23 protein-coding genes are annotated in these 24,995 nt (G+C 58.5%); 11 read left to right on the top strand and 12 right to left on the bottom strand.

Annotated elements, in window-relative coordinates; all coding sequences use genetic code 11:
- The first annotated feature begins 35 nt into the window (after nt 1-35).
- The 6 genes from OQ460_RS00500 (at nt 36) to OQ460_RS00475 (ending at nt 6,073) form a co-directional block, all read left to right on the top strand.
- Nucleotides 36-1,418, top strand: coding sequence for a M16 family metallopeptidase (locus OQ460_RS00500; RefSeq protein ID WP_410020002.1), 1,383 nt, complete (start codon nt 36-38; stop codon nt 1,416-1,418).
- Between the two features lie 71 nt (nt 1,419-1,489).
- Nucleotides 1,490-2,521 (top strand): DUF5924 family protein, encoded by a 1,032-nt coding sequence (locus tag OQ460_RS00495; protein ID WP_410020001.1) that lies wholly within the window; start codon nt 1,490-1,492, stop codon nt 2,519-2,521.
- 55 nt (nt 2,522-2,576) lie between these two features.
- Complete coding sequence (locus OQ460_RS00490; RefSeq protein WP_410020000.1) at nt 2,577-3,725, top strand: MlaE family ABC transporter permease; 1,149 nt, start codon at nt 2,577-2,579, stop codon at nt 3,723-3,725.
- Nucleotides 3,722-4,525, top strand: a complete 804-nt coding sequence (locus OQ460_RS00485) for an ABC transporter ATP-binding protein (RefSeq protein ID WP_410019999.1) — start codon at nt 3,722-3,724, stop codon at nt 4,523-4,525. Before OQ460_RS00490 ends, OQ460_RS00485 begins: the two co-directional genes overlap by 4 nt.
- A 1-nt stretch (nt 4,526) precedes the next feature.
- Complete coding sequence (locus OQ460_RS00480; protein ID WP_410019998.1) at nt 4,527-5,465, top strand: MlaD family protein; 939 nt, start codon at nt 4,527-4,529, stop codon at nt 5,463-5,465.
- Nucleotides 5,462-6,073, top strand: coding sequence for an ABC-type transport auxiliary lipoprotein family protein (locus OQ460_RS00475; RefSeq protein ID WP_410019997.1), 612 nt, complete (start codon nt 5,462-5,464; stop codon nt 6,071-6,073). The genes OQ460_RS00480 and OQ460_RS00475 overlap by 4 nt, the downstream gene beginning before the upstream one ends.
- 89 nt (nt 6,074-6,162) lie before the next feature.
- On the opposite strand, the gene OQ460_RS00470 is transcribed toward OQ460_RS00475, so the two are convergent.
- The 5 genes from OQ460_RS00470 to OQ460_RS00450 all read right to left on the bottom strand — a co-directional run bounded on the left by OQ460_RS00470 (nt 6,163) and on the right by OQ460_RS00450 (nt 10,528).
- Entirely contained in the window at nt 6,163-7,392 is a 1,230-nt protein-coding gene (locus OQ460_RS00470) for a nucleoside recognition domain-containing protein (protein WP_410019996.1), read from the bottom strand.
- Between the two features lie 96 nt (nt 7,393-7,488).
- Nucleotides 7,489-8,820 (bottom strand): glutamate/aspartate:proton symporter GltP, encoded by a 1,332-nt coding sequence (gene gltP, locus OQ460_RS00465; protein WP_410019995.1) that lies wholly within the window; start codon nt 8,818-8,820, stop codon nt 7,489-7,491.
- Between the two features lie 709 nt (nt 8,821-9,529).
- On the bottom strand, nt 9,530-9,997 hold the full coding sequence (locus OQ460_RS00460) for an inhibitor of vertebrate lysozyme family protein (protein ID WP_410019994.1): 468 nt from the start codon (nt 9,995-9,997) through the stop codon (nt 9,530-9,532).
- 2 nt (nt 9,998-9,999) lie between these two features.
- On the bottom strand, nt 10,000-10,164 hold the full coding sequence (locus OQ460_RS00455) for a DUF1328 domain-containing protein (protein WP_084378456.1): 165 nt from the start codon (nt 10,162-10,164) through the stop codon (nt 10,000-10,002).
- Nucleotides 10,165-10,243: 79 nt separating this feature from the next.
- Nucleotides 10,244-10,528, bottom strand: coding sequence for a hypothetical protein (locus tag OQ460_RS00450; protein WP_410019993.1), 285 nt, complete (start codon nt 10,526-10,528; stop codon nt 10,244-10,246).
- A gap of 385 nt (nt 10,529-10,913) precedes the next feature.
- Between OQ460_RS00450 and algB the strand changes: the two genes are divergently transcribed.
- Together algB and OQ460_RS00440 are read left to right on the top strand one after the other, a co-directional pair.
- Nucleotides 10,914-12,260 (top strand): sigma-54-dependent response regulator transcription factor AlgB, encoded by a 1,347-nt coding sequence (gene algB, locus OQ460_RS00445; RefSeq protein ID WP_410019992.1) that lies wholly within the window; start codon nt 10,914-10,916, stop codon nt 12,258-12,260.
- Nucleotides 12,261-12,270: 10 nt separating this feature from the next.
- Entirely contained in the window at nt 12,271-14,058 is a 1,788-nt protein-coding gene (locus OQ460_RS00440; RefSeq protein ID WP_410019991.1) for a KinB sensor domain-containing domain, read from the top strand.
- A gap of 31 nt (nt 14,059-14,089) precedes the next feature.
- On the opposite strand, the gene OQ460_RS00435 is transcribed toward OQ460_RS00440, so the two are convergent.
- From OQ460_RS00435 to OQ460_RS00410, 6 genes are all read right to left on the bottom strand, one after another.
- Nucleotides 14,090-14,866, bottom strand: coding sequence for an N-acetylmuramoyl-L-alanine amidase (locus OQ460_RS00435; protein ID WP_410019990.1), 777 nt, complete (start codon nt 14,864-14,866; stop codon nt 14,090-14,092).
- 98 nt (nt 14,867-14,964) lie between these two features.
- Nucleotides 14,965-17,007 (bottom strand): diguanylate cyclase, encoded by a 2,043-nt coding sequence (locus OQ460_RS00430; protein ID WP_410019989.1) that lies wholly within the window; start codon nt 17,005-17,007, stop codon nt 14,965-14,967.
- A complete protein-coding gene (locus tag OQ460_RS00425; protein WP_410019988.1) occupies nt 17,004-17,882 on the bottom strand; it encodes an endonuclease/exonuclease/phosphatase family protein in 879 nt (292 codons plus the stop codon). Before OQ460_RS00425 ends, OQ460_RS00430 begins: the two co-directional genes overlap by 4 nt.
- Before the next feature lie 10 nt (nt 17,883-17,892).
- A complete protein-coding gene (dsbA, locus tag OQ460_RS00420; RefSeq protein WP_410019987.1) occupies nt 17,893-18,528 on the bottom strand; it encodes a thiol:disulfide interchange protein DsbA in 636 nt (211 codons plus the stop codon).
- Nucleotides 18,529-18,728: 200 nt separating this feature from the next.
- Nucleotides 18,729-19,343, bottom strand: coding sequence for a c-type cytochrome (locus tag OQ460_RS00415; protein ID WP_410019986.1), 615 nt, complete (start codon nt 19,341-19,343; stop codon nt 18,729-18,731).
- Nucleotides 19,344-19,389: 46 nt separating this feature from the next.
- Nucleotides 19,390-19,680 carry a c-type cytochrome gene (locus OQ460_RS00410; RefSeq protein ID WP_410019985.1) on the bottom strand — a complete coding sequence of 97 codons (291 nt, stop codon included), beginning with the start codon at nt 19,678-19,680 and terminating at the stop codon, nt 19,390-19,392.
- Between the two features lie 192 nt (nt 19,681-19,872).
- Between OQ460_RS00410 and yihA the strand changes: the two genes are divergently transcribed.
- The gene (gene yihA / locus OQ460_RS00405; RefSeq protein WP_410019984.1) at nt 19,873-20,514 is read left to right on the top strand and encodes a ribosome biogenesis GTP-binding protein YihA/YsxC; all 642 of its coding nucleotides are present in this window, start codon (nt 19,873-19,875) and stop codon (nt 20,512-20,514) included.
- 265 nt (nt 20,515-20,779) lie between these two features.
- Here the strand turns inward: yihA and polA are convergent, their stop codons facing one another.
- Nucleotides 20,780-23,587, bottom strand: a complete 2,808-nt coding sequence (polA, locus tag OQ460_RS00400; protein ID WP_410019983.1) for a DNA polymerase I — start codon at nt 23,585-23,587, stop codon at nt 20,780-20,782.
- Between the two features lie 74 nt (nt 23,588-23,661).
- On the opposite strand from polA, the gene OQ460_RS00395 reads away from it, so the two are divergent.
- Complete coding sequence (locus tag OQ460_RS00395; protein ID WP_410019982.1) at nt 23,662-23,952, top strand: DUF2782 domain-containing protein; 291 nt, start codon at nt 23,662-23,664, stop codon at nt 23,950-23,952.
- A gap of 55 nt (nt 23,953-24,007) precedes the next feature.
- Entirely contained in the window at nt 24,008-24,961 is a 954-nt protein-coding gene (locus OQ460_RS00390) for a homoserine kinase (protein WP_410019981.1), read from the top strand.
- Nucleotides 24,962-24,995 lie beyond the last annotated feature (34 nt).

Genomic DNA, 24,995 nt, shown 5'->3' with positions numbered 1-24,995 from the left:
GTTAACAATCGACCTCACTTGCCAGGAAGCCAGTTATGCGTCGCCTGTTATTCGCCTGCCTACTCTTGGGCTCGGCACACGTCTTTGCCTTCGATCGCTTGCAAGTTGAAGGTTATATGTTGCCCAACGGCCTGCAACTGCTGCTCAAGCCGGGCGTAGACCGCGGTCACGTCGCCATCCGCCTGGTGGTCGGCGTTGGGCTGGACGACTTCAGTTGTGAGAACAAGGAGCTGCCTCACTTGCTGGAACACTTGCTCTTCAGCGGGATTGACGGCGGCGGCGAAGGTGAGCTGGAAGAACAGATGCAAGCCTTGGGCGGCGAGTGGAATGCCTACACCAGCAACGCCGACACGACCTTCGTCATCGAAACCCCGGCCCGCAATCAGCGCAAGGTACTGGACCTGTTGCTGGCGATCCTCACCCGCACTGAATTGAGCGATGCCGCCATCAGCGCCGCCAAACAGGTAGTCGAACGCGAGGACGGCGGCCATTATTCGCACTTGCAACGTTTGCTGGATCGTCAGGACATGGGCCACAACGCCAGCAATCAATTGGCCGTGGAATTGGGCCTCACGTGTGCCGAGCGAGCCGATGTCGGCCATCTGACGCGCGCCCAACTGGAAAAAGTGCGCCAGGACTGGTACGCCCCGAACAACATGACCCTGATCATCGTCGGCGATCTCGACAAGTTGCTGCCCGCCTATCTGGAGCGTACCTATGGCCAGCTTGAGCCGGTCGAGCCCAGCGAACATCGCATGCTGGCGCAAATCCAGCACGCCGCTGCAACCCGCCGCAACCTGGTCCGTGGCTGGCTCGGTGATGGTGCCAAACTGCACTGGCTGCTCCCCGAGCCGGTACTGGATGATCAGCACGACGCAACCTACGACCTGCTCAAGGACTATCTGGATTGGGCACTGTATCGCCAACTTCGTTTGCAGCACGGCCTGTCCTACGGTCCCGGGAGTACGCGGGAAGTCTTCGGCGGTGTCGGTTTCATGAGCCTCAACGCTGACCTTGAACGCAACAACCTGCCCGCGGCCGAGCGCGCACTGGAAGCCCTCAAGGCCCGCCTACTCAAGAATGGCCTGGACCCGGCCATCTTCAACCGCCTACAACAGGCCGCCATCGCCCGCCAGGCCTGGGCCACGCAGGGCAACAGCGGCCTGGCGGATTACTATTGGGGTGCCGCCGGCGATTACCACGATGGTCGCTTCAGTGACCCGGCCAAGCGCGTCAAGGCTGTCAGCCTGGAACAGGCCAACCAGGCCATGCGCCAACTCTTCAAGCAGCCCGGCTACTGGCGCATCGAGAAGCCGCTGTTGAGCTATGAAGCACTGAGCTGGATCGCCGCTGGTGTGTTGGGGTTGATAGCCATTGGCGTGTTTGGCGTGCGGCGTTATCGCAAAGCAATTGCGTAATGACACGCCAATGAAACGGCCAAGGCGTTATTCTGTCTGGGATTTTTCCTATAAAGACTGTGAACCGCCGAATGCCAAACCTGACCCATTTCATACAGCGCATCCTCGAACTGATGAAGCGCTACCCAGGGGTGATTGCACTCGGCGGTTTTATCTCGGGTGTGGGCAGCTTCATCCTGGTCGATCGCCAACAGGGCATGGCCAGTTGGATCGCCATCATCATGCTGGTGAGCTGGCTGTGGCTGATGCTGGAAAACAGCTTCACCCAGTTGTTCAGCAAGATATTCAAGCGCGAAATCCCCGAGCCGCTGCTGCGCTATGCCACGCAGATGATTCACCAGGAAAGCCTGTTTTTTGTCCTGCCGTTCTTTTTCATCACCACGACCTGGAACAGCAGCCAGTCGATTTTCACTGGGCTGCTGGGTGCCGCTGCGCTGATATCGATCATCGACCCGCTGTACTACAAATGGCTGGCGCCCAAGCGCTCGTTGTTTTTGGCGCTGCACACCCTGACGCTGTTTGCCGCATTGCTTACGGCGTTGCCGATTATCCTGCACCTGACCACCGCCGAAAGTTACAAATTGGCGCTGGGCGTGGCCATGCTCTTGTCGATTCCAAGCCTGGCGGTAAGCCTGCCACTGCGCAGCCTACGCGGTTGGCTGATGTTACTGGGCGTCACCGCCGCCATTGGTTGCGCGGGCTGGTTCCTGCGCAGTTGGGTACCACCGGCCACGCTGTGGATGACCGAGGTAGCCATCAGTACCCAATTGCAGGATCGCACCCCAGGCGATGACCTCAAGGAAGTCAGTGCCAGCCAGCTACGCAGCAGCGGATTGTATGCCTACACCGCAATCAATGCGCCACGCGGGCTCGACGAGCGCATTTACCATGTCTGGAAGTTCAACGGTAAGGAAGTCGACCGCATTGCCCTGGATATCCACGGCGGTCGCAAGGAAGGCTACCGGGCCTGGACCCATAAGAAGAACTTCCCGCCAGATGCGGTGGGACGTTGGCAAGTGCGCGTATTGACCGAGGACGGGCAAGTGATCGGCGTGTTGCGCTTCAAAGTCACTGACACAGCGCAAACGTACACGCCAAAGTAAGCAGGATCATGCTATTACGTAGGATTCGTGGAATAGCCAAACAAGCTCGGAGCTTATGACCAGTAGCACTACGGCAGGCAGCGCCTATCTGGACGCGTCCATCAACCCGCCCCAACTCAAGGTGACAGGGGACTGGACGCTGCTCCACTACACCGATCTGAAAAAGCTATCGGAAAAGCTCGGCGGCCAGTACGACGCCAGTACCCGCGTCGACTTGAACGGCCTGGGCGCCCTCGACACGGCCGGTGCCTCTCTACTGGTTGAGTTACTGGGCCCCAGCCGTATCGAAAACTCTGCCGAACAGCCCGATTGCAGCCTGTCGGAGGCTGATCGCGCCCTGCTCAAAACGGTTTATCGCGCCCTGAATGATTTTTGTGTGCCGGTCAAAGAACCGCAAGTGAGTGCGGGCGTTCAACTGCTGGCGCGCATTGGTTGCGCGGTGGATACCGTCTGGCAAGACGCCTTGAAGCTGCTGGGCTTTATCGGTCTGATCCTCGAAACCTTTGCACGCGGTCTGTTTCGCCCCAAGCGCTGGCGCCTGACGCCAATGGTTGCGCACATCGAGCAGACCGGGCTCGACGCGGCGCCTATCGTCGCCTTGCTGACGTTCCTGGTTGGCGCGGTGGTGGCTTTTCTAGGCGCCACCGTGCTGCAAAGTTTTGGTGCGAGTATTTTCACCGTGGACCTGGTGGCGTTTTCCTTCCTACGCGAGTTTGGCGTATTGCTCACCGCAATCCTGATGGCTGGGCGCACTGCCAGTGCCTTCACCGCGCAGATCGGCTCGATGAAGGCCAATGAAGAAATCGACGCCATCCGCACCCTCGGCCTCGACCCCATGGAGTTGCTGGTGCTGCCCAGGGTACTGGCATTGTTGGTGGCGCTGCCGATGCTGACGTTTTTAGCGATGCTCTCGGGGATTGTCGGCGGCGGCGTGGTGTGTGCGGTGGCACTGGATATCTCACCGGCCATGTTCCTCTCGCTGCTGCAATCGGATATTGGCGTTCAGCACTTCCTGGTGGGAATGATAAAAGCACCGATCTTTGCCTTTCTGATCGCCGCCATCGGTTGCCTGGAAGGCTTCAAGGTCAGCGGCAGCGCAGAGTCCGTCGGCGCCCACACCACCTCAAGCGTGGTGCAATCGATTTTTGTGGTGATCGTGCTCGACGCGGTGGCCGCGCTGTTCTTCATGGAGATGGGCTGGTGAATCGTGTACAGCGAACGCCCACCGAGGCGGTCATTGAAGTACGTGGGCTGTGCAACCGTTTCGGCCCCCAGAGCGTGCATGAAAATCTCGACCTGGAGTTGTACAAGGGCGAGATCCTCGCCGTGGTGGGTGGCTCGGGCAGCGGCAAATCGGTGCTGTTGCGTAGCATCATTGGCCTGCGCCAGCCCAGCGAAGGGCAGGTAAAGGTGTTTGGCCAGAACCTGCCCAGCCTGCCGGAACACGAACGTTCCCTGGTGGAGCGCCGCTTCGGCGTGCTGTTCCAGAAGGGCGCTCTGTTTTCCTCGCTGACGGTGACAGAAAACGTCGCCCTGCCACTGATTGAACACGCCGGCCTCAGCCGCGCCGATGCCGAACACCTGGCGGCAGTAAAACTGGCGCTGGCCGGGCTGCCTTTGTCGGCCGCCGACAAATACCCATCCTCGCTGTCTGGCGGAATGATCAAGCGGGCCGCCCTGGCCAGAGCCCTGGCGCTGGACCCGGACATCCTGTTTCTCGATGAGCCCACCGCCGGCCTTGACCCGATTGGCGCTGCAGCATTCGATCAGTTGATCCTGACCCTGCGTGATGCCTTGGGCTTGAGCGTGTTCCTGGTCACTCATGACCTGGATACGCTCTACACCATCACCGATCGCGTAGCCGTGTTGGCGCAGAAAAAGGTATTGGTGGCGGATGCCATCGATGTGGTCTCGGAAACGGACGACACCTGGATTCACGAATACTTTCATGGCCCACGGGGCCGTGCGGCACTGGATGCCGCTCAACAGCTCAACGAGGTATGACATGGAAACCCGAGCCCATCATGTGATGATCGGCCTGTTCAGTGTAATCGTGGTGGTCGGCGCCATGCTGTTCGGCCTGTGGCTGGCCAAATCCAGCGTCGACAGCGCCTTCCAGGATTACGAAGTGGTGTTCAACGAGGCCGTCAGCGGCCTGTCCCAGGGCAGTGCGGTGCAATACAGCGGGATCAAGGTCGGCGACGTGACGAGCCTGCACCTGGACCCCAAGGACCCACGTCGGGTGCTGGCGCGTATACGCCTGGCCGGACAGACACCGATCAAGGAGGACACCCAGGCCAAGCTGGCACTGACCGGCATCACCGGCACCTCGATCATCCAACTCAGCGGCGGCACCCCGCAGAGCCCGGAACTTAAAGGCAAGGACGGCAACCTGCCGCAGATCATCGCCTCGCCATCCCCGATCGCACGCCTGCTGAACAACAGCAACGACCTGATGACTAGCATCAACCTGTTGCTGCACAACGCCAACCGCGTATTTTCCCCGGATAACGTGGATCGCCTCAGCAGCACCCTGGCACACCTGGAGCAAACCACCGGCGCCATCGCCGAACAACGGGGCGATATCAAACTGGTCTTGCAGCAATTGGCCCAAGTCAGCCAGCAAGCCGGCGCCACCCTGGAGCAAACCACCGCGCTGATGCGTAACGCCAATGGCCTGCTCAATGATCAGGGCAAACAAATGTTCGGCAGCGCCGAAGGTGCAATGCGCTCCCTAGAGCAGAGTACTGCGACCATCAACACCTTGCTCAACGACAACAAGGACTCCCTGAACAGCGGTATGCAGGGTTTGCATGAACTGGCTCCGGCCGTGCGTGAGCTGCGCGATACCCTGGGCTCGTTGCGGGCGATTTCCCGCCGCCTGGAAGCCAACCCCAGCGGCTACCTGCTGGGCAGCGACAAGAACAAGGAGTTCACGCCATGAAGCGCGCTTGCCAATTGATTGCCCCGCTGGCCCTGGCATTGCTCAGTGCCTGTTCAATCTTGCCCAAGGCTGATCCATCAGATGTCTATCGACTGCCTTCAGCCCAGACTTCTGGCCAAGGTAGCCCCGTCGCCTGGTCCTTGCGCCTGGCCAAGCCCCAGAGCAGCGAGTTCCTTGATAGCCCACGCATTGCCGTGGTGCCTCAGGGTGACTTGATCAGCAGTTATGCCCACTCACGCTGGAGCGATCCGGCCCCTGTGTTGCTGCGCAACCGCTTATTGGACGGCTTCCAGCGCGACGGCCGGGTGGCATTGCTAAGTACCGATGACACGAGCCTGCAAGCAGACTTCGAGCTGGGCGGGCAGCTGCAGGCCTTTCAAAGCGAGTATCTGGCCAGTGCGGTGGAGGTAGTGATTCGATTGGATGCGCGGCTGGTGCGCGGTAGTGATCAACGGATCATCGCCGCCAAACGGTTCGAGGTGCATCAGCCTGTGAGTGATACCCAGGTACCAGCAGTCGTGGCCGGGTTTGGGCTGGCGGGGGATGCCTTGAATAAACAAGTAGTGGATTGGGTTGTGCAGCAGGGCAATGCAACGTCTAAGCACTGAGGGCCTCATCGCGAGCAAGCCCACACATTTTGATTTGTGAGTACATCCAAATGTGTGGAGCGGGCTTGCTCGCGATAGCAGTCCAAGCCTCAGCCAAAAAACCAGTAGCAGACGGCAATCGCCGCCACCACACCGGCAAACTCTGCGAGCAACGCACAACCAACCGCATGCCGTGCGCGCTGGATGCCTACCGAGCCAAAGTACACCGCCAACACGTAGAAGGTGGTCTCGGTGCTGCCCTGAACCGTCGCCGCTACCAACGCAGGGAAGCTATCGACACCCTGCGTCTGCATGGTCTCGATCAACATGGCCCGCGCTGCGCTGCCGGAGAATGGCTTGACCATCGCCGTGGGCAAGGCATCGACAAAACGCGTGTCCAGACCGATCCACGCCACCAGGTGGCGAATCCCTTCCAGACCGAACTCCAGAGCCCCGGACGCTCGCAGCACGCCAACCGCACACAGCATCGCTACTAGATAAGGCAGCAGATTCTTCGCAACATCGAAGCCTTCCTTGGCGCCTTCGACAAACGCTTCATAGACCTTGACCTTGCGTAACGCGCCAATCAGCAGAAACAGCATGATCAGGCCAAACAGCGTCAGGTTGCCAAGGATCGATGACAGCCCGGCCAGCGCTGTGGCCGACAGCGTGGCCAGCAATGCCATAAACCCACCCAGCACCAGCGCACCGGGGATCAGGTAGGCCAATACCACAGGGTCCCACAAGCGCAGACGCTGCATCAACGCCACCGACAGCAGGCCGACCAGCGTCGAGGCGCTGGTCGCCAGCAGGATCGGCAGAAACACCAGCGTCGGGTCCGGCGCGCCTTGCTGGGCGCGGTACATGAAAATCGTCACGGGCAGCAGCGTCAGGGAGGATGCGTTGAGCACTAGGAACAGAATCTGCGCGTTGGTTGCCGTATTGGGAATGGGGTTGAGCTCTTGCAGCGCTTTCATGGCTTTCAAGCCGATGGGCGTTGCCGCATTATCCAGCCCCAGCCCGTTGGCTGCGAAGTTGAGCGTGATCAAGCCAATGGCCGGGTGACCCGCCGGCACTTCCGGCATCAGGCGCAGGAACAACGGGCCGAGGGCCTTGGCCAGCCACTCGACGATCCCGGCCTTCTCGGCAATGCGCAAGAAGCCCAGCCACAGAGTCAAGGTACCGAACAACAGCACCATCACTTCCACCGACAACTTGGCCATGGCAAAAATGCTTTCCACCATCGCCGCAAAAATCCCGGCGTTGCCCCCCGCCAGCCATTGCGCCAGTGCTGACACCATTGCCACAACAAAGAAGCCAAGCCACAGGCCATTGAGCATCGGTCACACCCCTAGAAATATGTGGCGAATGATAGCGGGACTGGCAGAAACGACAAACCCCGGATTTACCGGGGTCTGTTCGATTCAAGCGGGGGATCAGCCTTGCAGGGTCTCGCCAGCCGGCTGCACTTGCTTGGTACGCCAGTGCGGCAGGGAGTTCCAGTAGCGCTCACCTTTGGCATCGTCGTACATGCCTTCCCAGCGCGCGATAACCAGCACGGCCAGGGCGTTACCGATCACGTTCAGCGCGGTACGGGCCATGTCCATGACCCGATCGACACCGGCGATAAACGCAAGGCCTTCCAGCGGAATACCTACGCTGCCCAGGGTCGCGAGCAGGACCACGAAGGACACGCCCGGCACGCCAGCGATACCCTTGGAGGTAACCATCAGGGTCAGCACCAGCATCAATTGCTGGCCAATCGACAGGTCGATGCCATACAGCTGGGCGATAAAAATCGCCGCGATGCTCTGGTACAGAGTCGAACCGTCAAGGTTGAACGAGTACCCCGTCGGCACCACGAAGCTGCAGATCGCCTTTGGCGCACCGTAGGCTTCCATTTTCTCGATCACACGCGGCAGTACGGTCTCGGAGCTGGCGGTGGAGTAAGCCAGTACCAACTCATCCTTGAAGATGCGCATCAGCTTGATCACCGAGAAACCAAACAGGCGGGCGATCAGGCCGAGAATCACAAAGGCGAAGAACAGGATGGCGACGTAAACCAGGATTACCAGCTTGGCCAGCGGCAGCAGCGAAGCAAAGCCAAAGTTGGCAACCGTCACGGCGATCAAGGCGAATACACCGATAGGGGCGTATTTCATGATCATGTGAGTGACTTTGAACATGCTCTCGGACACGCCCTGGAACATGGTCACCAGGGGTTCGCGCAATTCAGGCTTGAGGCTCGACAAGCCCAGGCCGAACAACACAGAGAAGAAGATGATCGGCAGCATTTCGCCACGGGCCACTGCCGCAAAAATGTTCGACGGGATCAGGTTGAGAATGGTCTCGATGAACGCATGTTCATGCTGGACCTCGGCGGCGGTCGCCTGATACTTGGAGATGTCGACGGTACCCAGGGTACTCATGTCGATTCCGGCGCCCGGATGGAACAGGTTAGCCAGCAACAGGCCGACCACAATCGCAATGGTGGTAACCACTTCGAAGTAGACAATGGTTTTTACGCCAATCCGACCAAGTTTTTTCGCATCGCCTACACCGGCGATTCCGACAATCAGCGACGAAATCACGATCGGAATAACGATCATCTTGATCAAGCGGATAAAGATATCGCCCGCCGGTTGCAACACGTTGCTGATCCACCAGGCTTTTTCGGCACTGAAGTGGTTGAGTACAGCACCGATTGCAATCCCCAGCACCAGACCGATGAGGATCTGCCAGGCGAGGCTTAATTTTGCCTTCTTCATGTCATTACCCTTGTTTCAAGTGGACTCAGGCAGATGCGTCAGCTGGAACGCCCGGAAGCGAAAAAGTGTGTGCATCAGCCTCCGTAGAAGGTCGCCGCAAGATGGCCGATATGGCTTACTGGCAGGCGAAAAAAGGCGCAACTATTCCGACGCAGGAGGGCGGCGTCTAATGCCGTAAACGCCTACCCCATGCCGAATCGGCATGGGTTTTTTTCAGGAAAACTGTCTGTTTGGTCAGTTCAAATGCGACATTTTGTCGGGTATACATGCCGTGAACCGGCCATTTCAGGCTCGCTCAGGGATTTTCCGGTTTTTCTGTCATCCAGAAAAAACTCTCGAAAATTCCTACGCATACATCGAAAACCTGCTCTGGCTGAGCACAAATTTTCTCGATAGATGGTCGCGCAGAAACACCGAGAAACGGTTGAGTTGCGGAAAGTTGGAGATTCTCAGCTATGAGAGGCATGACATAAACAGCAAGCACAACGAGCCCGCCGCATATCCGTCAGTCACCATGACTCACGGACTTGCGACGCAGCTATTTTCCTGACCCGGCCCTTGCGCAGGCACTCCCTGTCCCCGTAGGTCACGCCGATCCACCTTGATCAGAGCAACCCGGCCCCCTGGTCATGTACCACGCTTATGCCGTGGCACACACGCAAAGCGGCAACTGACCGCGGCGCGTGAGTATCAGGTCCATCAAGCGGGCCTAATACCAATTCGGATCGTTCTTGAGTTGCTCACGCAGCAACTTCTGCATGCCTTCATCCGGCTCGCCGAGGAAGCAATAGTCAGCATGCCGTGTTGGCGACTTGTCCGCCGGCAGGCCGGCCGGGACCTCCACTAGCATGGCGTAGGCATCGTCCTTGTCGTAACTGAAAGCGACAATCAGGCGTTTGTTCCGGCAGGTGTCAGCAGTTTCACAGAGCGGCCCGACCAGGTACTTGTCGCCATCTTCTTCCACGGCGGTCATCTGCTCGGCAGTGCCCGACAGGTTCAGCACCCATTCCGGCAAACGCTCCTCCTGCTTTACAACTTCTTGCCAGGTGGCGCGGTATTGCGGGTCCGCGCCGAGCAGTTCGTTAACCCTGGACTGCCCATCATTGGCCGCCATCGCCAGGCTACTGCCACCCAGCAACAGGGCGGCAGCAACGGTCTTCCAAGAAAAGTCAGACATGCTCAACCTCGACCGCGACGGCCAAAGAAGAAAGAGACAATGAACATCACCAGAAACACGACAAACAGAATCTTGGCGATACCCGTGGCGGTGCCCGCGATACCACCGAAGCCCAATACTGCAGCCACGATGGCAATGATCAGGAATGTGATTGCCCAACTCAACATGGTGATTCTCCTTACGCTTCTACTTATGAGTGATTGCTGTGCAGACCCTTTCGCCCAAGGCGAGCGTCAAGGTTGATGCCTAAAACACCCAGCGTTCCTGATAGGGCTGGTCGTGCAGGGCAATGTCCTGCTCAACTGCAATCATTCGCGGGGTTTTCGCGTCGACGCCATAGCTGTCAACGGAACGGAAATGACTCTGGGTCATCACCGAATGCTCGATTTGCGGGGCGGGTTGCCGACTCTGCTCCCAGCGCTGCAACTGCTGGCCACTGATCAAGGTCAGCATCAAGGCCAGGCTTGCGAACAATCCTTGCTGCAAACGCAGCGGGGATATACGCAGTTGAGTGAGCTTTTGGCGAGTCATCCTGAATCTCCCGCATTTTGATTATTGGCAATGGCGCTTGTAAGAAAGGTATTGCAGAGCGCGTGCCAGTTTTAGCTAACCGAAAAAACCAATAAATTCAAATAGTTACGATATTTTTGTATTTTGCCTCGCCAGCATCCTGCACGATGCACCTATCCTCACCGTGCAAAATGCACGATGCCCCGCTGAAACGTAGGGATCAGACGCAAAGCGTGGTTGTCAGAGAGGTCGATCGATTGAAAAACTGGTTGCGTCGATGGGCTCGCCAAGGTGAGCGTAGATAACTGCGTGGTGCTGCTTTTTATCAATCAGAATAAACCATGCAACTTGCCCGATTATTCCGGGACTAAACAAGATCATTCACTTTTAAGGGAGCGCGGGACAGATGGAATCAGCCAAGGAATTACAAGGCCGCATTCTTTTAGTCGATGACGAATCCGCTATCCTTCGCACTTTCCGCTACTGTCTGGAAGATGAAGGCTACACCGTAGCCACCGCCAACAGCGCCGCCCAGGCTGATGCCCTGTTGCAACGGCAGGTGTTCGACCTGTGTTTTCTGGACCTGCGCCTGGGCGAAGACAACGGCCTTGATGTACTTGCGCAAATGCGCATTCAGGCACCCTGGATGCGCGTGGTAATCGTCACTGCACATTCGGCAGTCGATACCGCGGTGGATGCGATACAAGCCGGTGCCGCTGACTATCTGGTCAAGCCGTGCAGCCCGGACCAATTGCGCCTGGCGACCGCCAAGCAATTGGAGGTGCGCCAACTCTCGGCACGCCTGGAAGCCCTGGAAGGCGCAGTGCGCCAGTCCAAGGACGGCCTTGATTCCCACAGCCCGGCGATGATGGTCGTGCTGGAGACAGCCCGCCAGGTTGCAGGCACGGATGCCAATATCCTGATCCTGGGCGAGTCCGGTACCGGCAAGGGTGAACTGGCACGGGCGATTCATGGCTGGAGCAAAAGGGCGAAGAAATCCTGCGTCACCATCAATTGCCCGTCGCTGACCGCGGAACTGATGGAAAGCGAGCTGTTCGGCCACAGCCGTGGCGCCTTTACCGGCGCCAGCGAAAGTACGCTGGGGCGTGTCAACCAAGCTGACGGTGGCACGCTTTTTCTCGACGAGATCGGCGATTTCCCCCTGACATTGCAACCCAAGCTACTGCGTTTCATTCAGGACAAGGAGTATGAGCGAGTCGGCGACCCGGTCACCCGGCGCGCCGATGTACGTATCCTGGCAGCCACCAACCTGAATCTGGAAGATATGGTTCGCGACGGGCGCTTTCGCGAAGACCTGCTGTATCGCCTCAACGTCATCACCTTGCACCTGCCGCCCTTGCGCGAGCGCAGCGAAGACATTCTTACCCTGGCCGACCGCTTCCTCGCACGCTTCGTCAAAGAGTACGCACGACCAGCACGCGGCTTCAGCGATGAGGCACGGGAAGCGCTGCTCAACTATCGATGGCCGGGCAACATCCGCGAGCTACGCAACGTGGTGGAGCGCGCCAGCATCATCTGTGCCCAGGAAAAGGTCGAGATCAGTCATCTGGGTATGGCCGAACAACCGACCAACAACTCACCGCGCATCGGGGCGGCCTTAAGCCTGGACGAACTGGAGAAAGCCCATATCGGTGCGGTACTTGCCACCAGCGACACCCTTGACCAGGCGGCCAAGACCCTGGGCATTGACGCGTCGACGCTGTATCGCAAACGTAAACAGTACAACCTGTGAGCGGCACTTTATGAAGCTGGCGATGAAATTGCGCACTCGGTTGTTCCTGAGTATTTCGGCGCTGATCACCGTAGCCCTGCTCGGATTACTGCTGGGCCTGGTCAGCGTCATGCAAATGGCCAACAACCAGGAATCACTGATCCGCAACAACTTCATCACCCTGGACCTAGGGCTCAAGCTGCGCCAGGCCCTGGGCGATCAACTGATGCTGATGCTCAAGGAAAATCCTGATCCGGCCAAGCTGCAAACGTCCCGGCAGCACTATCTCGAAGTGCTGGATCAAGGGATCGAACACGAGCAAGAAGACACCAGTAGCCACGGCTTCACCCAAGCAAAAGCCGACTATCTAAAGTTCTGGCAAGCGTTCAAGGAAAGTAAAAGCACGGTACCAAGCCTGCGCACTGACGAGAAATTGACTGTCAGTTTCAACGTATTGCGCAACGGCTTGATCCGTGAACACAAAAAAGCGTTGGAAAATATCAACGCCACCGAGCGCCAATCCCGGGAGCGAGCGCTGTTGGTCGCCACTCTGCTGGGGCTGGTAGGGCTGGCAGTACTGATCATCGGTTTTATCACCGCCCACGGAATCGCCCAGCGCTTTGGCGGCCCCATCGAAGCTCTGGCCAAGGCGGCTGACAAGATCGGCCAAGGCAATTTCGAGGTGACGCTACCCATCTCATCGGCAGTAGAAATGAATCTGCTGACCCGACGCTTCGGCATCATGGCCGAAGCGCTGCGCCAGCACCAGGCGACCAACATCAACGAGTTGATGGCCGGCCAGCAGCGTTTGCAGGCCGTGCTCGACAGCATCGATGACGGCTTGTTGATGATTGATCGCCAGGGACACTTGGAGCACCTCAACCCCGTAGCCCAACGCCAACTGGGCTGGGACGAAAGCCGTCTGGGCCAAGGCCTGGGCGAAGCGCTGGAACGCCCGGAGCTAGATGAACAACTGCAATTGGTATTGCGCGGCGGTAATCTGGAACGAGCCCCCGAAGATCTTGAGGTGCAGGTGGAGGGCGAATCGCGCCTGCTGACTTACAGCCTGACACCGGTCAGCCACACCCAAGGTCATATTCTGGGGGCCGTGATGGTGCTGCATGACGTTACCGAACAGCGAGCCTTCGAACGCGTGCGCAGCGAGTTCGTCCTACGCGCCTCTCATGAGCTGCGCACCCCGGTCACGGGCATGCACATGGCATTCGGGTTATTCCAGGAACGGGCGAAATTTCCGGCCGAATCTCGCGAAGCCGACCTGCTCAATACCGTCAATGAAGAAATGCAGCGATTGATGCAGCTGATCAACGATTTGCTCAACTTTTCCCGCTACCAGAACGGCCTGCAAAAACTCACGCTGGCACCGTGCAATATCGATGAGTTGCTGGAGCACGCCCGCGCCCGCTTTGCTGAACTCGCGTTTGCGCAAAACATTGAGTTGCTGGTCGAAGCACAGCCCCAGTTACCCAGACTGCATGCCGATCAAGCACAGTTGGAGCGGGTACTCGACAACCTGCTGGGCAACGCCCTTCGCCACACTGCCGATGGCGGGCAGATTCGCCTGCAGGCGCGTCGTCATGGCGAGCGACTCATTGTCAGTGTTGAAGACAACGGCGAAGGCATCGCCTATGGCCAGCAGGGTCGTATTTTTGAACCGTTCGTCCAGGTAGGCCGTAAGAAAGGCGGTGCGGGCCTGGGTCTGGCGCTTTGCAAAGAAATTGTGCAACTGCATGGCGGACGCATGGGCGTATATTCGCGGCCCGGCCAGGGCACACAGTTTTATATGGCGTTGCCGCTTTGAACAGGTAAAGCCGGCGTACCGGCTCCCTTGCTCAGCGAGTGTTCAGTACACGCAGAATCGCTGCACTTTCGGCGTCCGGTGTACCGTCAAACAACGACGGCCGGAAACGCATCTGGAACGCGGCCAGTACATGGCGTGTTGCTACATCCAACTCGCCTGTTTGCGGCGTTGAATAACCCAGGCGCGCCAACTCTTCCTGGAACCAGGTGATGCTCGGCAGATCAGCAGCGTACTGCGGCTGATAGCGCGCCACAGCATTGGCATCCGGCCAGATCCCCAGCCCTTCGTCAGCCAGACGCTTCCACGGGAACAACGGCCCCGGGTCCAGCTTTCGCAGCGGAGCGATGTCGCTATGACCGATGATATAGCGCGGGTCGATCTTGTTGCGCTTGCTGATGTCCTTTAGCAACGTCACCAGCGAGTGGACCTGCGCTTCGGTGTATGGATACCAGACACGTCCGGTCGGCGTATCACGATACCCTTGATTGACGATCTCGATCCCAATGGAGCTGGAGTTGAGCCAGGTACGGCCCATCCATTCACTTTCTCCCGCATGCCAGGCACGCTTGCTCTCATCCACCAACTTGTAGATGGTGGCAGAGGCGTCATCACCCACCAGGTAATGACTGCTGACCTGACCACGGGTCAATAACTCCAGAGAACGTTCAAGGGACGTGGAGGTGTAATGGAGGACGACAAATTGCACACGCTCGTCATAGTTTACCGAAGGGTAGCTGGTATTCAGGCGAGGACCGCTTGCACAACCAGCGAGCAACAGAAACAGAAGGGCAGAACATAGTAATTTCATGGCAGCAGACAGTACGCTTAAGACGATAATGAAATAGTGTAACGTACCGCTTGCCAGCCAGCCGCCAAATACATCCATTTATACAAATTGACAGGGTTTCAGGCCGCCTGCACCTGATTACGCCCTGCGGCCTTGGCCCTGTACAACGCTTCGTCAGCACGCTTGAGCGCCAGGTCACTGCGTTCGCCGGGTAGAAACTGCGCCATGCCGACAGACATGGTGATGGTTACCCGCTCGCCCTTGAAGTGAAACGGGCATGCTTCGATAGCGGCACGCAGGCGCTCGCCCAAGGCCAATGCATCGTCCAATGCCGAGTTCGGCATCAGCAGAACGAACTCCTCACCGCCAAAACGCGCGATAAAGTCCGTGGGTCGCAGGCGCTTGACCAGTACATTGGCAATAATTTTCAACACCTTATCGCCCGCCAGATGCCCATAACTGTCGTTAATCCGCTTGAAGTGGTCCAGATCCAGCATTGCGAGCGACAGGCTATTGCCATGCTGATGCCAGGCATTGACCTCATGTTCCAGACGCTCGCTCCAGGCAGCACGATTCGGCAACCCGCTCAAGGGATCGACCAGTGCTTTCTGGCGCTGTATCTCAAGGTGCTCACGATAGCCCTGGGCCTCGTGTTCCATACTGGCGACCCGCTCCGCCAGCCCCTGCAAGCGTGCGGCAACTTCGTGTTCGCGCTGGTCACGCTGCTGCTGGTGCTGGTCCATGGTGCCCAGCAAGCCCTCAAGATGGCTTTCCAGTACGTGCTTGAGGCTCTCCAGGTCAGCTGCCTCCTGGACACTGCTTTGCAGGCCGTCGACCTGTTCACGGATTTGCGTATCCATTTCCCGCGCCGCCGTGCGGCTGTCGGCATGCCCTTCGCTGGCAGCCCTCAGGTTGTTCTGGAAAGCCTCCAGGCGATCATTGAGACGCTTGAGATAATCCCCAAATTCGTGCTGCCCGCTGTCAGTGATGGCCAGCATCAATACGGCCAGATCATCGAGAATTGGCAACAATTCATACCAGTTCAATCCGTGGGCCAGGCGGTCGCGCATCACTTGCGCTTGAGGCCGGTGACGCTCAGGTAGAGCCAGATCCTCAAGCAGGCCGAGCAAGGTGTCTTCTATATGCTTGGCGACTGAGCTATAGGACGGTTCGCAAGAGTCTGGAAGCGCGTAGTGCTGATCGTCCTCTGTTGCTTCTGCAGCCATCACCGGCGGCAAGGAAAGACTGCCGATGACTGTCGACTCCAACGCACCGACCTGAACAGGCGGCATCACTGCCTCTACAGCCGGGGTACTCTCAGCAGGTGCGGCAACCACCACTTCGATGGGTGGCGCTTCTGGCACTTCAGCGACGGGAGCTGTGGATGCCGGGGGCGGCTGCAGTACCAACTCATGGCTATCGAATTGAAGGTGCTCAGGCACTGGCGCAACTACAACCCCAATCGACGTATCCGTTACAGGGGTAGCCGCTGCTGCCTGCGGGAGTGGAGCAAAAGCACGTAGCGCCTCGGTCAACTCCGGTGCCTGCGCCGGGAAGGCTCTTGACTCGCCAGCAGGTTTTTCCACTCGGGGAACGGGCGAAACGGCGAGCTCGACCGGCGCGGTGTCCCCGGCGACCTCCTTGGTACCAAACAAACGCTGTAACAATCCCGGACGACCGGGCTCGTCACCCACTTCCAGGTTTCTCAAGGCCTGGCCCTGAAGGCCGCTCAACTCACTGAGCAGCAGCGGAATTTCTCGAGCCTGGCCGACTCGGTTGTCCAACTGCTTGGCAAAGCTCTTGAGCGGGCGACTTACCTCCCGCGGCAACGGCAACGCTTGCAACTGAGCCACCAAAGCGGTCAACGCAGTGCCGATCTGATCAACGCGGGTTTCCCGGCGCTGCTCGGAGTCCAGTACCGCCTTTTCCAGACGAGGCAACAAGGCGGCCAGTGCGGCATCCATATCATCGGTACGCACAACATCGCGCATCTCTTTCATGCACTGATCGACTGCTCGATCCGTGCCCTCGGCCGCCAAGGTGCTGCGCACCAGGCCACGACGCAGCAAGTCGAGGCGCGCGGCCCAGCGACGTTCAAGCTTTTCTTGGTGCTCGATGCCTAACAGGTATTTTTCTTTCCAGCGCTGGGCGTCGTCGCTCATGCAAGGGGTCCGCTGGTGCCTGGGCTCAACGCGGGCAATGCATCAACCGTGAGCGAACCCGGCAGACGAATCTCTACCGCGACCGGCAAGTGATCGGAAATGGGTTGCGCCAGCACCTGCACACTTTCCAGCGTCAGGGTGGGGCTTAGCAGGATGTGATCCAGACAACGCTGCGGGCGCCAGCTGGGAAAAGTGGCTTCGACCTGCGGAGCCAACAGCCCAAGGTCGCGCAACGGGGAGTTCTGCAGCAGGTCGCTGGCATGGGTATTCATATCCCCCATCAGCACCTGGTGTTTATAGTTACCAATCAGCTCACGAATATAAGCCAACTGCATCGTCCGGGTACGAGCTCCCAGCGCCAGATGCATCATCACCACGACCAGCGCCTCGGGGCCTTCGCCAAAACGCACGAGAATCGCACCACGCCCCTTGGGACCCGGCAGCGGATGATCCTCGATGGCCCAGGGTTTCAAGCGACTGAGCACGCCATTGCTGTGTTGCCCGAGCTTTCCGAGGTTGCGATTGAGCTGCTGATACCAGTAAGGGAAAGCGCCAAGCTGGGCCAGATGCTCGACCTGATTGACATAACCGGAACGCAGGCTGCCACCATCGGCTTCCTGCAGAGCCACCAGGTCGAAATCACCCAGCAAGTCGCCAATCTTCTGCAGATTGCCGGCCCGACCGTTGTGAGGCAACAAGTGTTGCCAGCCACGGGTCAGATAATGCCGGTACTTCTCGGTACTGATTCCCACCTGGATATTGAAACTCAGCAGACGCAGCCGGCTGTCTGCCGGCAGGCCCGTGGATTCCAGATGGTGCTCGTTGACCTGCGGATCATGCAGGCCAACTACACGCTCGGTACCCCAGCGACGCATGGAGAGCCCCTTACTTGGCTGCGCGCTCTTTGGCGATCAACTGGTCGGCAACGTTGAGCGTCTGCTCAGGACCGCCGGAAGTGCCGAGGTCGAAGCGGTATTTGCCGTTGACGATCAGGGTTGGAACACCTTGCACGCCGTATTTCTGCGCGAGTTCCTTGGCCTGTTTTACTTGGCCCTGGATCGCGAAGGAGTTGAAGGTCGAGAGGAACTTGTCCTTGTCCACGCCCTGGCTGGCGAGGAAGTCAGCCATTTGCTCCGGCTTGGTCAGTGGCTTGCGGTCCTTCTGGATGGCCTCGAACACTGCATTGTGGACCTTGTGCTCGACACCCATGGCTTCGAGGGTCAGGAACATCTGGCCGTGGGCATCCCAAGGACCGCCGAACATGGCAGGAATACGCTTGAAGTTCACATCCGAAGGCAGCTTCTCGGCCCACGGGTTGATGGTCGGCTCGAACGTGTAGCAATGCGGGCAGCCATACCAGAACAGCTCGACAACCTCGATCTTGCCCGGCACAGAAACCGGCACCGGATTGGCCAACTCAACATAGGTTTTACCCGCCTCAAGCGGCACATCGGCGGCTTGCGCGGTCATGCCGAACAGGCTGGCAGTGACGAGAGCGGCGCTGAGGATCAATTTACGCATGCTTTACTCCTGGACAAATAAAGTCGCCTCGCGCGACCTTTTTTAAGACAGGTCTACACGGGCATGAGTTCGTTAGTGTAACGGCAGCGGCCACAAAAAAGGGCAGCCTCAGCCACCCTTTTTATGCTTGCATCGACGGATTAATCGAGCGTTAACGTTGCGCGAGTCGCGCAACCCGGCAACGTCAGATCATCCACGCCTTACTTGTGCAGGCCCTGGATGTAGCTGGACACCGCTGCAATGTCTTCATCACTGAGCTTGCGGGCGATGGTACGCATGGTCATTGCATCACCATCGTTGGCTCGGCCGGCTTCTTCCTTACGGAAATCAGTCAACTGCTTGGCGATGTACTGGGCATGCTGACCACCCAGGTGCGGGAAGCCCGCAGCAGCGTTACCCGAACCGTCCGGGGCGTGGCAGCCCGTGCAGGCCGGCAAACCTTTCTCGAGGTCGCCACCACGGAACAATTTCTCACCGCGAGCAACGAGCTTTGGATCCGCAGCCCCCACACTGCCTGTCTGGCTGGCGTAGAACGCCGCAATATCCGCCAGATCCTGATCATTGAGGTTGGCCAGCAAGCCGGTCATTTCCAGAACCGTGCGCTTGCCGTCCTTGATGTCGTGCATCTGCTTGGCCAGGTAACGCTCACCCTGGCCCGCCAGTTTTGGAAAGTTTGGCGCCGGGCTGTTGCCATCCGGTCCATGGCAGGCACCACATACTGCGGCTTTCGCCTGACCAGCAGTAGCGTCACCTGCAGCATGGGCAACACCTGTGATACCCAAGGTCAACAGCAGACTCACGATCAATTTGTTCATCAGCTAATCCAATTACGGCTAAGGGTTATAGAGTTATGGACCGGGTCTACTCGCTCATCAATACAATGATGGCCTGGTAATCCTCGGCACTGCAGTCCATGCACAAACCACGCGGCGGCATCGCCTTGAAACCCTGGGTCACGTGTTGCACCAACGTACCCATGCCCTGCGCCAGTCTCGGCACCCACGCTGCCCGATCACCCCGTTTTGGGGCCGATGGCAACTGTCCGGCATGGCAAGCCACGCAAACGCGGTTGTACACAGCTTCCGGATCCTGTGTAGCCTGAGCGCTGTTTAGCGTCATCAGGACACCGGCAGCCAGTATCCATTTGGTCATACATCGACCTTTTCAGGGTTTGAGAGCGTTTTGCGTTCTAATGCGCAATAAAGGTCTTTCGCTCCCGTGAACTTTGTCCTTCGCTGGGACAAAGCACACACAAAATCTGCGGCATTATATACTGGCGCTACTGAAACGGAAACGACACTACTTGCCGCACCCATTCCCGGCACCGCCCACATCGGAAATCCCATGCAACTCAAGAACCCCATCCTCGGCCTGTGCCAACAGTCCACCTTCATGCTCAGCGCCGCCAAAGTCGACCAATGCCCGGACGACGAAGGCTTTGAAGTTGCTTTCGCCGGCCGCTCCAACGCTGGCAAATCCAGCGCGCTCAACACCTTGACCCATGCAAGCCTGGCTCGCACCTCGAAAACACCAGGGCGCACACAGCTGCTCAACTTCTTCAAGCTAGACGATGATCGGCGTCTGGTCGACCTGCCAGGCTACGGTTATGCAAAAGTACCCATCCCGCTGAAGCTGCACTGGCAACGCCACCTGGAAGCTTATCTGGGCGGCCGGGAGAGTTTGAAGGGTTTGATCTTGATGATGGACATCCGTCATCCAATGACCGACTTCGACCTGCTGATGCTCGATTGGGCGGTCGCCAGCGGCATGCCGATGCATATTCTGCTGACCAAGGCCGACAAGCTGACCTACGGCGCAGCAAAAAATACCTTGCTCAAGGTGCAGTCCGAAATTCGTAAAGGTTGGGGTGATGCAATCACCATCCAGCTGTTTTCGGCCCCCAAGCGCATGGGCCTGGAAGAAGCCTATACCGTATTGGCAGGCTGGATGGAGCTGGCGGACAAGGGTTCTGAAGCGGCGGAATAAAAGCTGCAGGCAAAAAAAACCCCGGACTTCGTATGGGGAGGGAAGTTCGGGGTCCAAGCTCCGGACCTCTAGGGCGGGGTCCGGATATCTGCCAACACTTAACACAACATAGGAGCATTGAAGGGCTTCACCACCCATTCAACTTCTCTGAGTGGCTTTTCAGGGGTTAAGTTCCTGGCCCCCGGAAAACTATTGGAAATAACTGTCGGCCGTTTCTGACATGCAACATTGCTGCAGCGCCACGCCGCAGCAAAAAGCCCAGCATCTAGTGCGCCTCATCCCAGTTATTGCCCACCCCGACTTCAACCAGCAGCGGCACATCCAGTTGCGCCGCACCGCTCATGTGCTCACGGATTTTCTCGCTGACTTCGGCCACCAGGTCTTCACGCACCTCGAGGACCAGTTCGTCATGTACCTGCAGGATGACCTTGGCATCCAGGCCTGACTCCGCCAGCCAGTTATCGACCTTGACCATGGCCTTCTTGATGATGTCCGCCGCGGTGCCCTGCATCGGCGCGTTGATCGCCGTACGCTCTGCGCCGGCACGCTCCTGGGGTTTGTTGGAATGGATGTCCGGCAGATACAACCGGCGACCGAACAGGGTTTCGACATAGCCCTGATCAGACGCCTGGGCGCGTGTGCGCTCCATGTATTCGCGTACCCCGGGATAGCGGGCGAAGTACACATCGATATAAGCCTTGGCCGTCTTGGTATCGACACCGATATCCTTGCCCAGCTTCTGCGCGCCCATGCCGTAGATCAGGCCGAAATTGATCGCCTTGGCGCTGCGGCGCTGATCGGAGGTGACCTGCCCCAGCTCAACCTTGAACACCTCGGCCGCCGTGGCCGTGTGGACATCCAGATTGTCACGGAACGCGTTCAGCAAGCCTTCGTCCTTGGACAAATGCGCCATGATCCGCAGTTCAATCTGCGAATAGTCTGCCGCCAACAGCTTGTAGCCCTTGGGCGCCACGAACGCCTGACGGATCCGCCGGCCTTCGGCGGTGCGTACCGGAATGTTCTGCAGGTTCGGATCGCTGGACGACAAACGCCCAGTAGCGGCCACGGCCTGATGGTAAGAGGTGTGAATACGCCGGGTCCGCGGATTGATCTGTTCCGGCAGTCGATCGGTGTAAGTGCTTTTCAGCTTGCTCATGCTGCGGTACTGCATCAGCACCTTGGGCAGCGGATAATCATCTTCAGCCAACTTGGCCAGTACTTCTTCGGCCGTGGACGCCTGGCCCTTGCCAGTCTTCTTCAGCACCGGGAGACCGAGTTTTTCGTAGAGAATCACCCCCAATTGCTTGGGCGAACCGAGGTTGAATTCCTCACCGGCGATTTCATACGCCTGGCGTTCCAGTTCAACCATCTTGTTACCCAGCTCGATACTCTGGACACCCAGCAACTGCGCATCCACCAGCGCCCCCTGGCGCTCAATGCGTGCCAGCACGGGCACCAGTGGCATCTCGATATCGGTCAGCACACCGGCCAGGCTCGGCAGGGCAGCGAGCTGTTCATACAACGCCAGGTGCAGGCGCAGGGTCACATCAGCATCCTCTGCCGCATACGGGCCGGCCAGTTCCAGAGGAATCTGGTCAAAAGTCAGCTGTTTGGCGCCCTTGCCGGCGATGTCCTGGAAGCTGACAGTGTCGTGCCCCAGGTACTTCTTCGCCAGGCTGTCCATGTCGTGACGGGTCGCGGTGGAGTTCAGCACGTAGGATTCGAGCATGGTGTCGAAGGCAATGCCTCGCACGGTGATCCCACAGGCCGGATCGCCACCGATAGAGCAATTGGCCAGGATATTCATATCGAATTTGGCGTGCTGGCCGACCTTGAGCTTTTCCGCGTCCTCAAGCAGTGGCTTCAGTGCAAGCAGTACGGTGTCTCGATCCAGTTGCTCCGGCGCGCCGATATAGGAATGGGCCAGCGGGATGTACGCAGCCTCATTGGCTTGTACGGCAAAAGACACCCCTACCAACTGCGCTTGATGGGCGTCGAGCCCTGTGGTTTCGGTATCGAAGGCAAACAACTTCGCGTCGTTGAGCTTCTTCAACCAGACCTCAAAACGGGCCTGATCCAGGATGGTTTCGTACTGAGGCTCGACTGCTGCCGACGCTATAACCTCGACAGTTTCGTGGGCAACAGACGCCTGGACTGGCGCAACGTCGGCGGCGGATTTCAGCTCGACGCGCTTGGCATCACGCGCAATCTCTTCGTACCAGCTCTTGAACTCCAGCAAGGTGTACAGCTCAAGTAACTTCTCGCGGTCCGGCTCGATCAGCTGCAGATCGTCCAACCCGACTGCCAGTGGCACGTCGACCTTGATAGTCGCCAGTTGATAGGAAAGAAACGCCATCTCCTTATGCTCTTCGAGCTTGGCCGGCAGGGTCTTGGCGCCACGAATGGGCAGGGTCGGGACGATATCGAGCTGTTCATAAAGCTCTTTCAGACCGCCATTTACACCCACCAGCAAGCCGGATGCGGTCTTGGGACCAATCCCAGGCACACCCGGAATGTTGTCGGAGGAGTCACCCATCAACGCCAGATAATCGATGATCTGCTCGGGAGCGACACCAAATTTCTCCTTTACGCCCTCAATGTCCATGGCACTACCGGTCATGGTATTGACCAGGGTAATGTGCCCGTCGACCAGTTGCGCCATGTCTTTATCGCCGGTGGAAATCACCACCGGTCGGTCGGCAGCTGCGCTGCTGCGGGCCAATGTGCCGATCACATCGTCGGCTTCAACGCCTTCGACGCACAGCAGCGCAAAGCCCAGGGCGATCACGCTCTGGTGCAGCGGCTCGATTTGCAGGCGCATGTCATCAGGCATACTTGGGCGGTTGGCCTTGTATTCGGCGTACATGTCATCGCGAAATGTCCCGCCCTTGGCGTCGAACACCACGGCGAACGGGCTGTCCGGGTACTGCTTGCGCAGGCTTTTGAGCATGTTCAACACGCCCTTGACCGCACCGGTCGGCAAACCTTTGGACGTGGTGAGCGGCGGCAGCGCGTGGAAAGCGCGATATAGATATGAAGAACCGTCCACCAGGACGAGGGGGGCGTGGCTCATGAGCAGGATCAACCTTTTCGGCGGGTCAGGCGCTAGAATAGCCGGACCAATGACAACAAAGGGACAAGGTTATCATGCGTACATTCAATCGCCTGCTGTTGACCGGTTTGATTGCATTCCTTCCGCTGGCCGCCACGGCAGCCGACGATGCACCCTCGGGTGATCCGGAAGTCACCATTCGCACGGAAGGCGATAAAACCATCCAGGAATACCGCCAAAATGGCTTCCTGTATGCAATCAAGGTCACCCCGAAGGGCGCGCCGCCTTATTTTCTGGTGCGCGCAGACGGAACCGATGCGAACTTCATCCGCTCGGACCAGCCGGATATGCTGATCCCGTCATGGAAGATCTTCGAATGGAAATGATTTCTTAATTTCAATTGGCGCTGCAGCCGCAGCGCCCGTACTGGCAGTTTTAACCATGTCTGTGTTCACCCCCCTGGCTCGGCCCGAGCTGGAAACCTTCCTTGCCCCTTATGGGCTCGGCCGCCTGCTTGATTTCCAGGGAATTGCCGCCGGTAGCGAAAACACCAATTTTTTTATCAGCCTGGAGCAGGGCGAATTCGTCCTGACCCTGGTCGAGCGCGGTCCCGTGCAGGAAATGCCGTTTTTCATCGAACTGCTGGACGTACTCCACGAGGCCGACCTGCCCGTACCCTACGCGCTACGCACCACCGACGGCGTGGCCTTGCGCACCCTAGCCGGCAAGCCGGCACTGCTACAACCGCGCCTGGCGGGCAAGCACATCCAGGACGCCAATGCCCAGCACTGCGTGCAAGTAGGTGAGTTGCTCGGCCACCTGCATATCGCGACCCGGGGCGACAAGGTACTGGAGCGCAAGACGGACCGCGGGCTGGACTGGATGCTCAACGAGGGCTCACGGCTGATTTCAGGCCTCGACGCCCAACCACAAGGCCTGTTGCAAGCTGCACTGGATGAAATCCAGCAGCATAAGGAACAGATCCTCGCGCTGCCTCAAGCCAACATTCACGCCGACCTGTTCCGCGATAACGCGATGTTCGAAGGCACGCACCTGACCGGGCTGATCGACTTCTACAACGCGTGCTCCGGGCCGATGCTGTATGACGTCGCAATCGCGCTGAATGACTGGTGCTCGGACGCTGACGGTGTCATTGATGGACAACGCGCCCGCGCACTGTTGGGTGCCTACGCGGGCCTGCGGCCATTTACCGCCACGGAAGCCGAGCTGTGGCCGACCATGCTGCGGGTGGCGTGCGTGCGGTTCTGGCTGTCACGACTGATCGCCGCTGAGTCCTTCGCCGGTCAGGATGTGCTGATTCACGACCCGGCCGAGTTCGAGAAACGGTTGGCACACCGACAGCAGGTCAGTACGCACCTGCCGTTCGCGCTGTAATCCTTCTGAAGACCGGACACAGTCAAAATGCGGG

The sequence above is a fragment of the Pseudomonas imrae genome (genome assembly GCF_046352735.2).
Classification (GTDB): Bacteria; Pseudomonadota; Gammaproteobacteria; order Pseudomonadales; family Pseudomonadaceae; genus Aquipseudomonas; species Aquipseudomonas imrae.
Note: the sequence above shows the minus strand (reverse complement) of the source record. Positions and strands in the feature narration are given on the sequence as shown.

What these genes read in the sequence shown, in the direction of transcription:
- OQ460_RS00500 (WP_410020002.1), top strand. Translation starts at nt 36, where the DNA reads ATGCGTCGCCTGTTATTCGCCTGCCTACTCTTGGGCTCGGCACACGTC.
- OQ460_RS00495 (WP_410020001.1), top strand. Translation starts at nt 1,490, where the DNA reads ATGCCAAACCTGACCCATTTCATACAGCGCATCCTCGAACTGATGAAG.
- OQ460_RS00490 (WP_410020000.1), top strand. Translation starts at nt 2,577, where the DNA reads ATGACCAGTAGCACTACGGCAGGCAGCGCCTATCTGGACGCGTCCATC.
- OQ460_RS00480 (WP_410019998.1), top strand. Translation starts at nt 4,527, where the DNA reads ATGGAAACCCGAGCCCATCATGTGATGATCGGCCTGTTCAGTGTAATC.
- OQ460_RS00475 (WP_410019997.1), top strand. Translation starts at nt 5,462, where the DNA reads ATGAAGCGCGCTTGCCAATTGATTGCCCCGCTGGCCCTGGCATTGCTC.
- OQ460_RS00470 (WP_410019996.1), bottom strand. Translation starts at nt 7,392, where the DNA reads ATGCTCAATGGCCTGTGGCTTGGCTTCTTTGTTGTGGCAATGGTGTCA.
- gltP (WP_410019995.1), bottom strand. Translation starts at nt 8,820, where the DNA reads ATGAAGAAGGCAAAATTAAGCCTCGCCTGGCAGATCCTCATCGGTCTG.
- OQ460_RS00460 (WP_410019994.1), bottom strand. Translation starts at nt 9,997, where the DNA reads ATGTCTGACTTTTCTTGGAAGACCGTTGCTGCCGCCCTGTTGCTGGGT.
- OQ460_RS00455 (WP_084378456.1), bottom strand. Translation starts at nt 10,164, where the DNA reads ATGTTGAGTTGGGCAATCACATTCCTGATCATTGCCATCGTGGCTGCA.
- OQ460_RS00450 (WP_410019993.1), bottom strand. Translation starts at nt 10,528, where the DNA reads ATGACTCGCCAAAAGCTCACTCAACTGCGTATATCCCCGCTGCGTTTG.
- algB (WP_410019992.1), top strand. Translation starts at nt 10,914, where the DNA reads ATGGAATCAGCCAAGGAATTACAAGGCCGCATTCTTTTAGTCGATGAC.
- OQ460_RS00440 (WP_410019991.1), top strand. Translation starts at nt 12,271, where the DNA reads ATGAAGCTGGCGATGAAATTGCGCACTCGGTTGTTCCTGAGTATTTCG.
- OQ460_RS00435 (WP_410019990.1), bottom strand. Translation starts at nt 14,866, where the DNA reads ATGAAATTACTATGTTCTGCCCTTCTGTTTCTGTTGCTCGCTGGTTGT.
- OQ460_RS00430 (WP_410019989.1), bottom strand. Translation starts at nt 17,007, where the DNA reads ATGAGCGACGACGCCCAGCGCTGGAAAGAAAAATACCTGTTAGGCATC.
- OQ460_RS00425 (WP_410019988.1), bottom strand. Translation starts at nt 17,882, where the DNA reads ATGCGTCGCTGGGGTACCGAGCGTGTAGTTGGCCTGCATGATCCGCAG.
- dsbA (WP_410019987.1), bottom strand. Translation starts at nt 18,528, where the DNA reads ATGCGTAAATTGATCCTCAGCGCCGCTCTCGTCACTGCCAGCCTGTTC.
- OQ460_RS00415 (WP_410019986.1), bottom strand. Translation starts at nt 19,343, where the DNA reads ATGAACAAATTGATCGTGAGTCTGCTGTTGACCTTGGGTATCACAGGT.
- OQ460_RS00410 (WP_410019985.1), bottom strand. Translation starts at nt 19,680, where the DNA reads ATGACCAAATGGATACTGGCTGCCGGTGTCCTGATGACGCTAAACAGC.
- yihA (WP_410019984.1), top strand. Translation starts at nt 19,873, where the DNA reads ATGCAACTCAAGAACCCCATCCTCGGCCTGTGCCAACAGTCCACCTTC.
- polA (WP_410019983.1), bottom strand. Translation starts at nt 23,587, where the DNA reads ATGAGCCACGCCCCCCTCGTCCTGGTGGACGGTTCTTCATATCTATAT.
- OQ460_RS00395 (WP_410019982.1), top strand. Translation starts at nt 23,662, where the DNA reads ATGCGTACATTCAATCGCCTGCTGTTGACCGGTTTGATTGCATTCCTT.
- OQ460_RS00390 (WP_410019981.1), top strand. Translation starts at nt 24,008, where the DNA reads ATGTCTGTGTTCACCCCCCTGGCTCGGCCCGAGCTGGAAACCTTCCTT.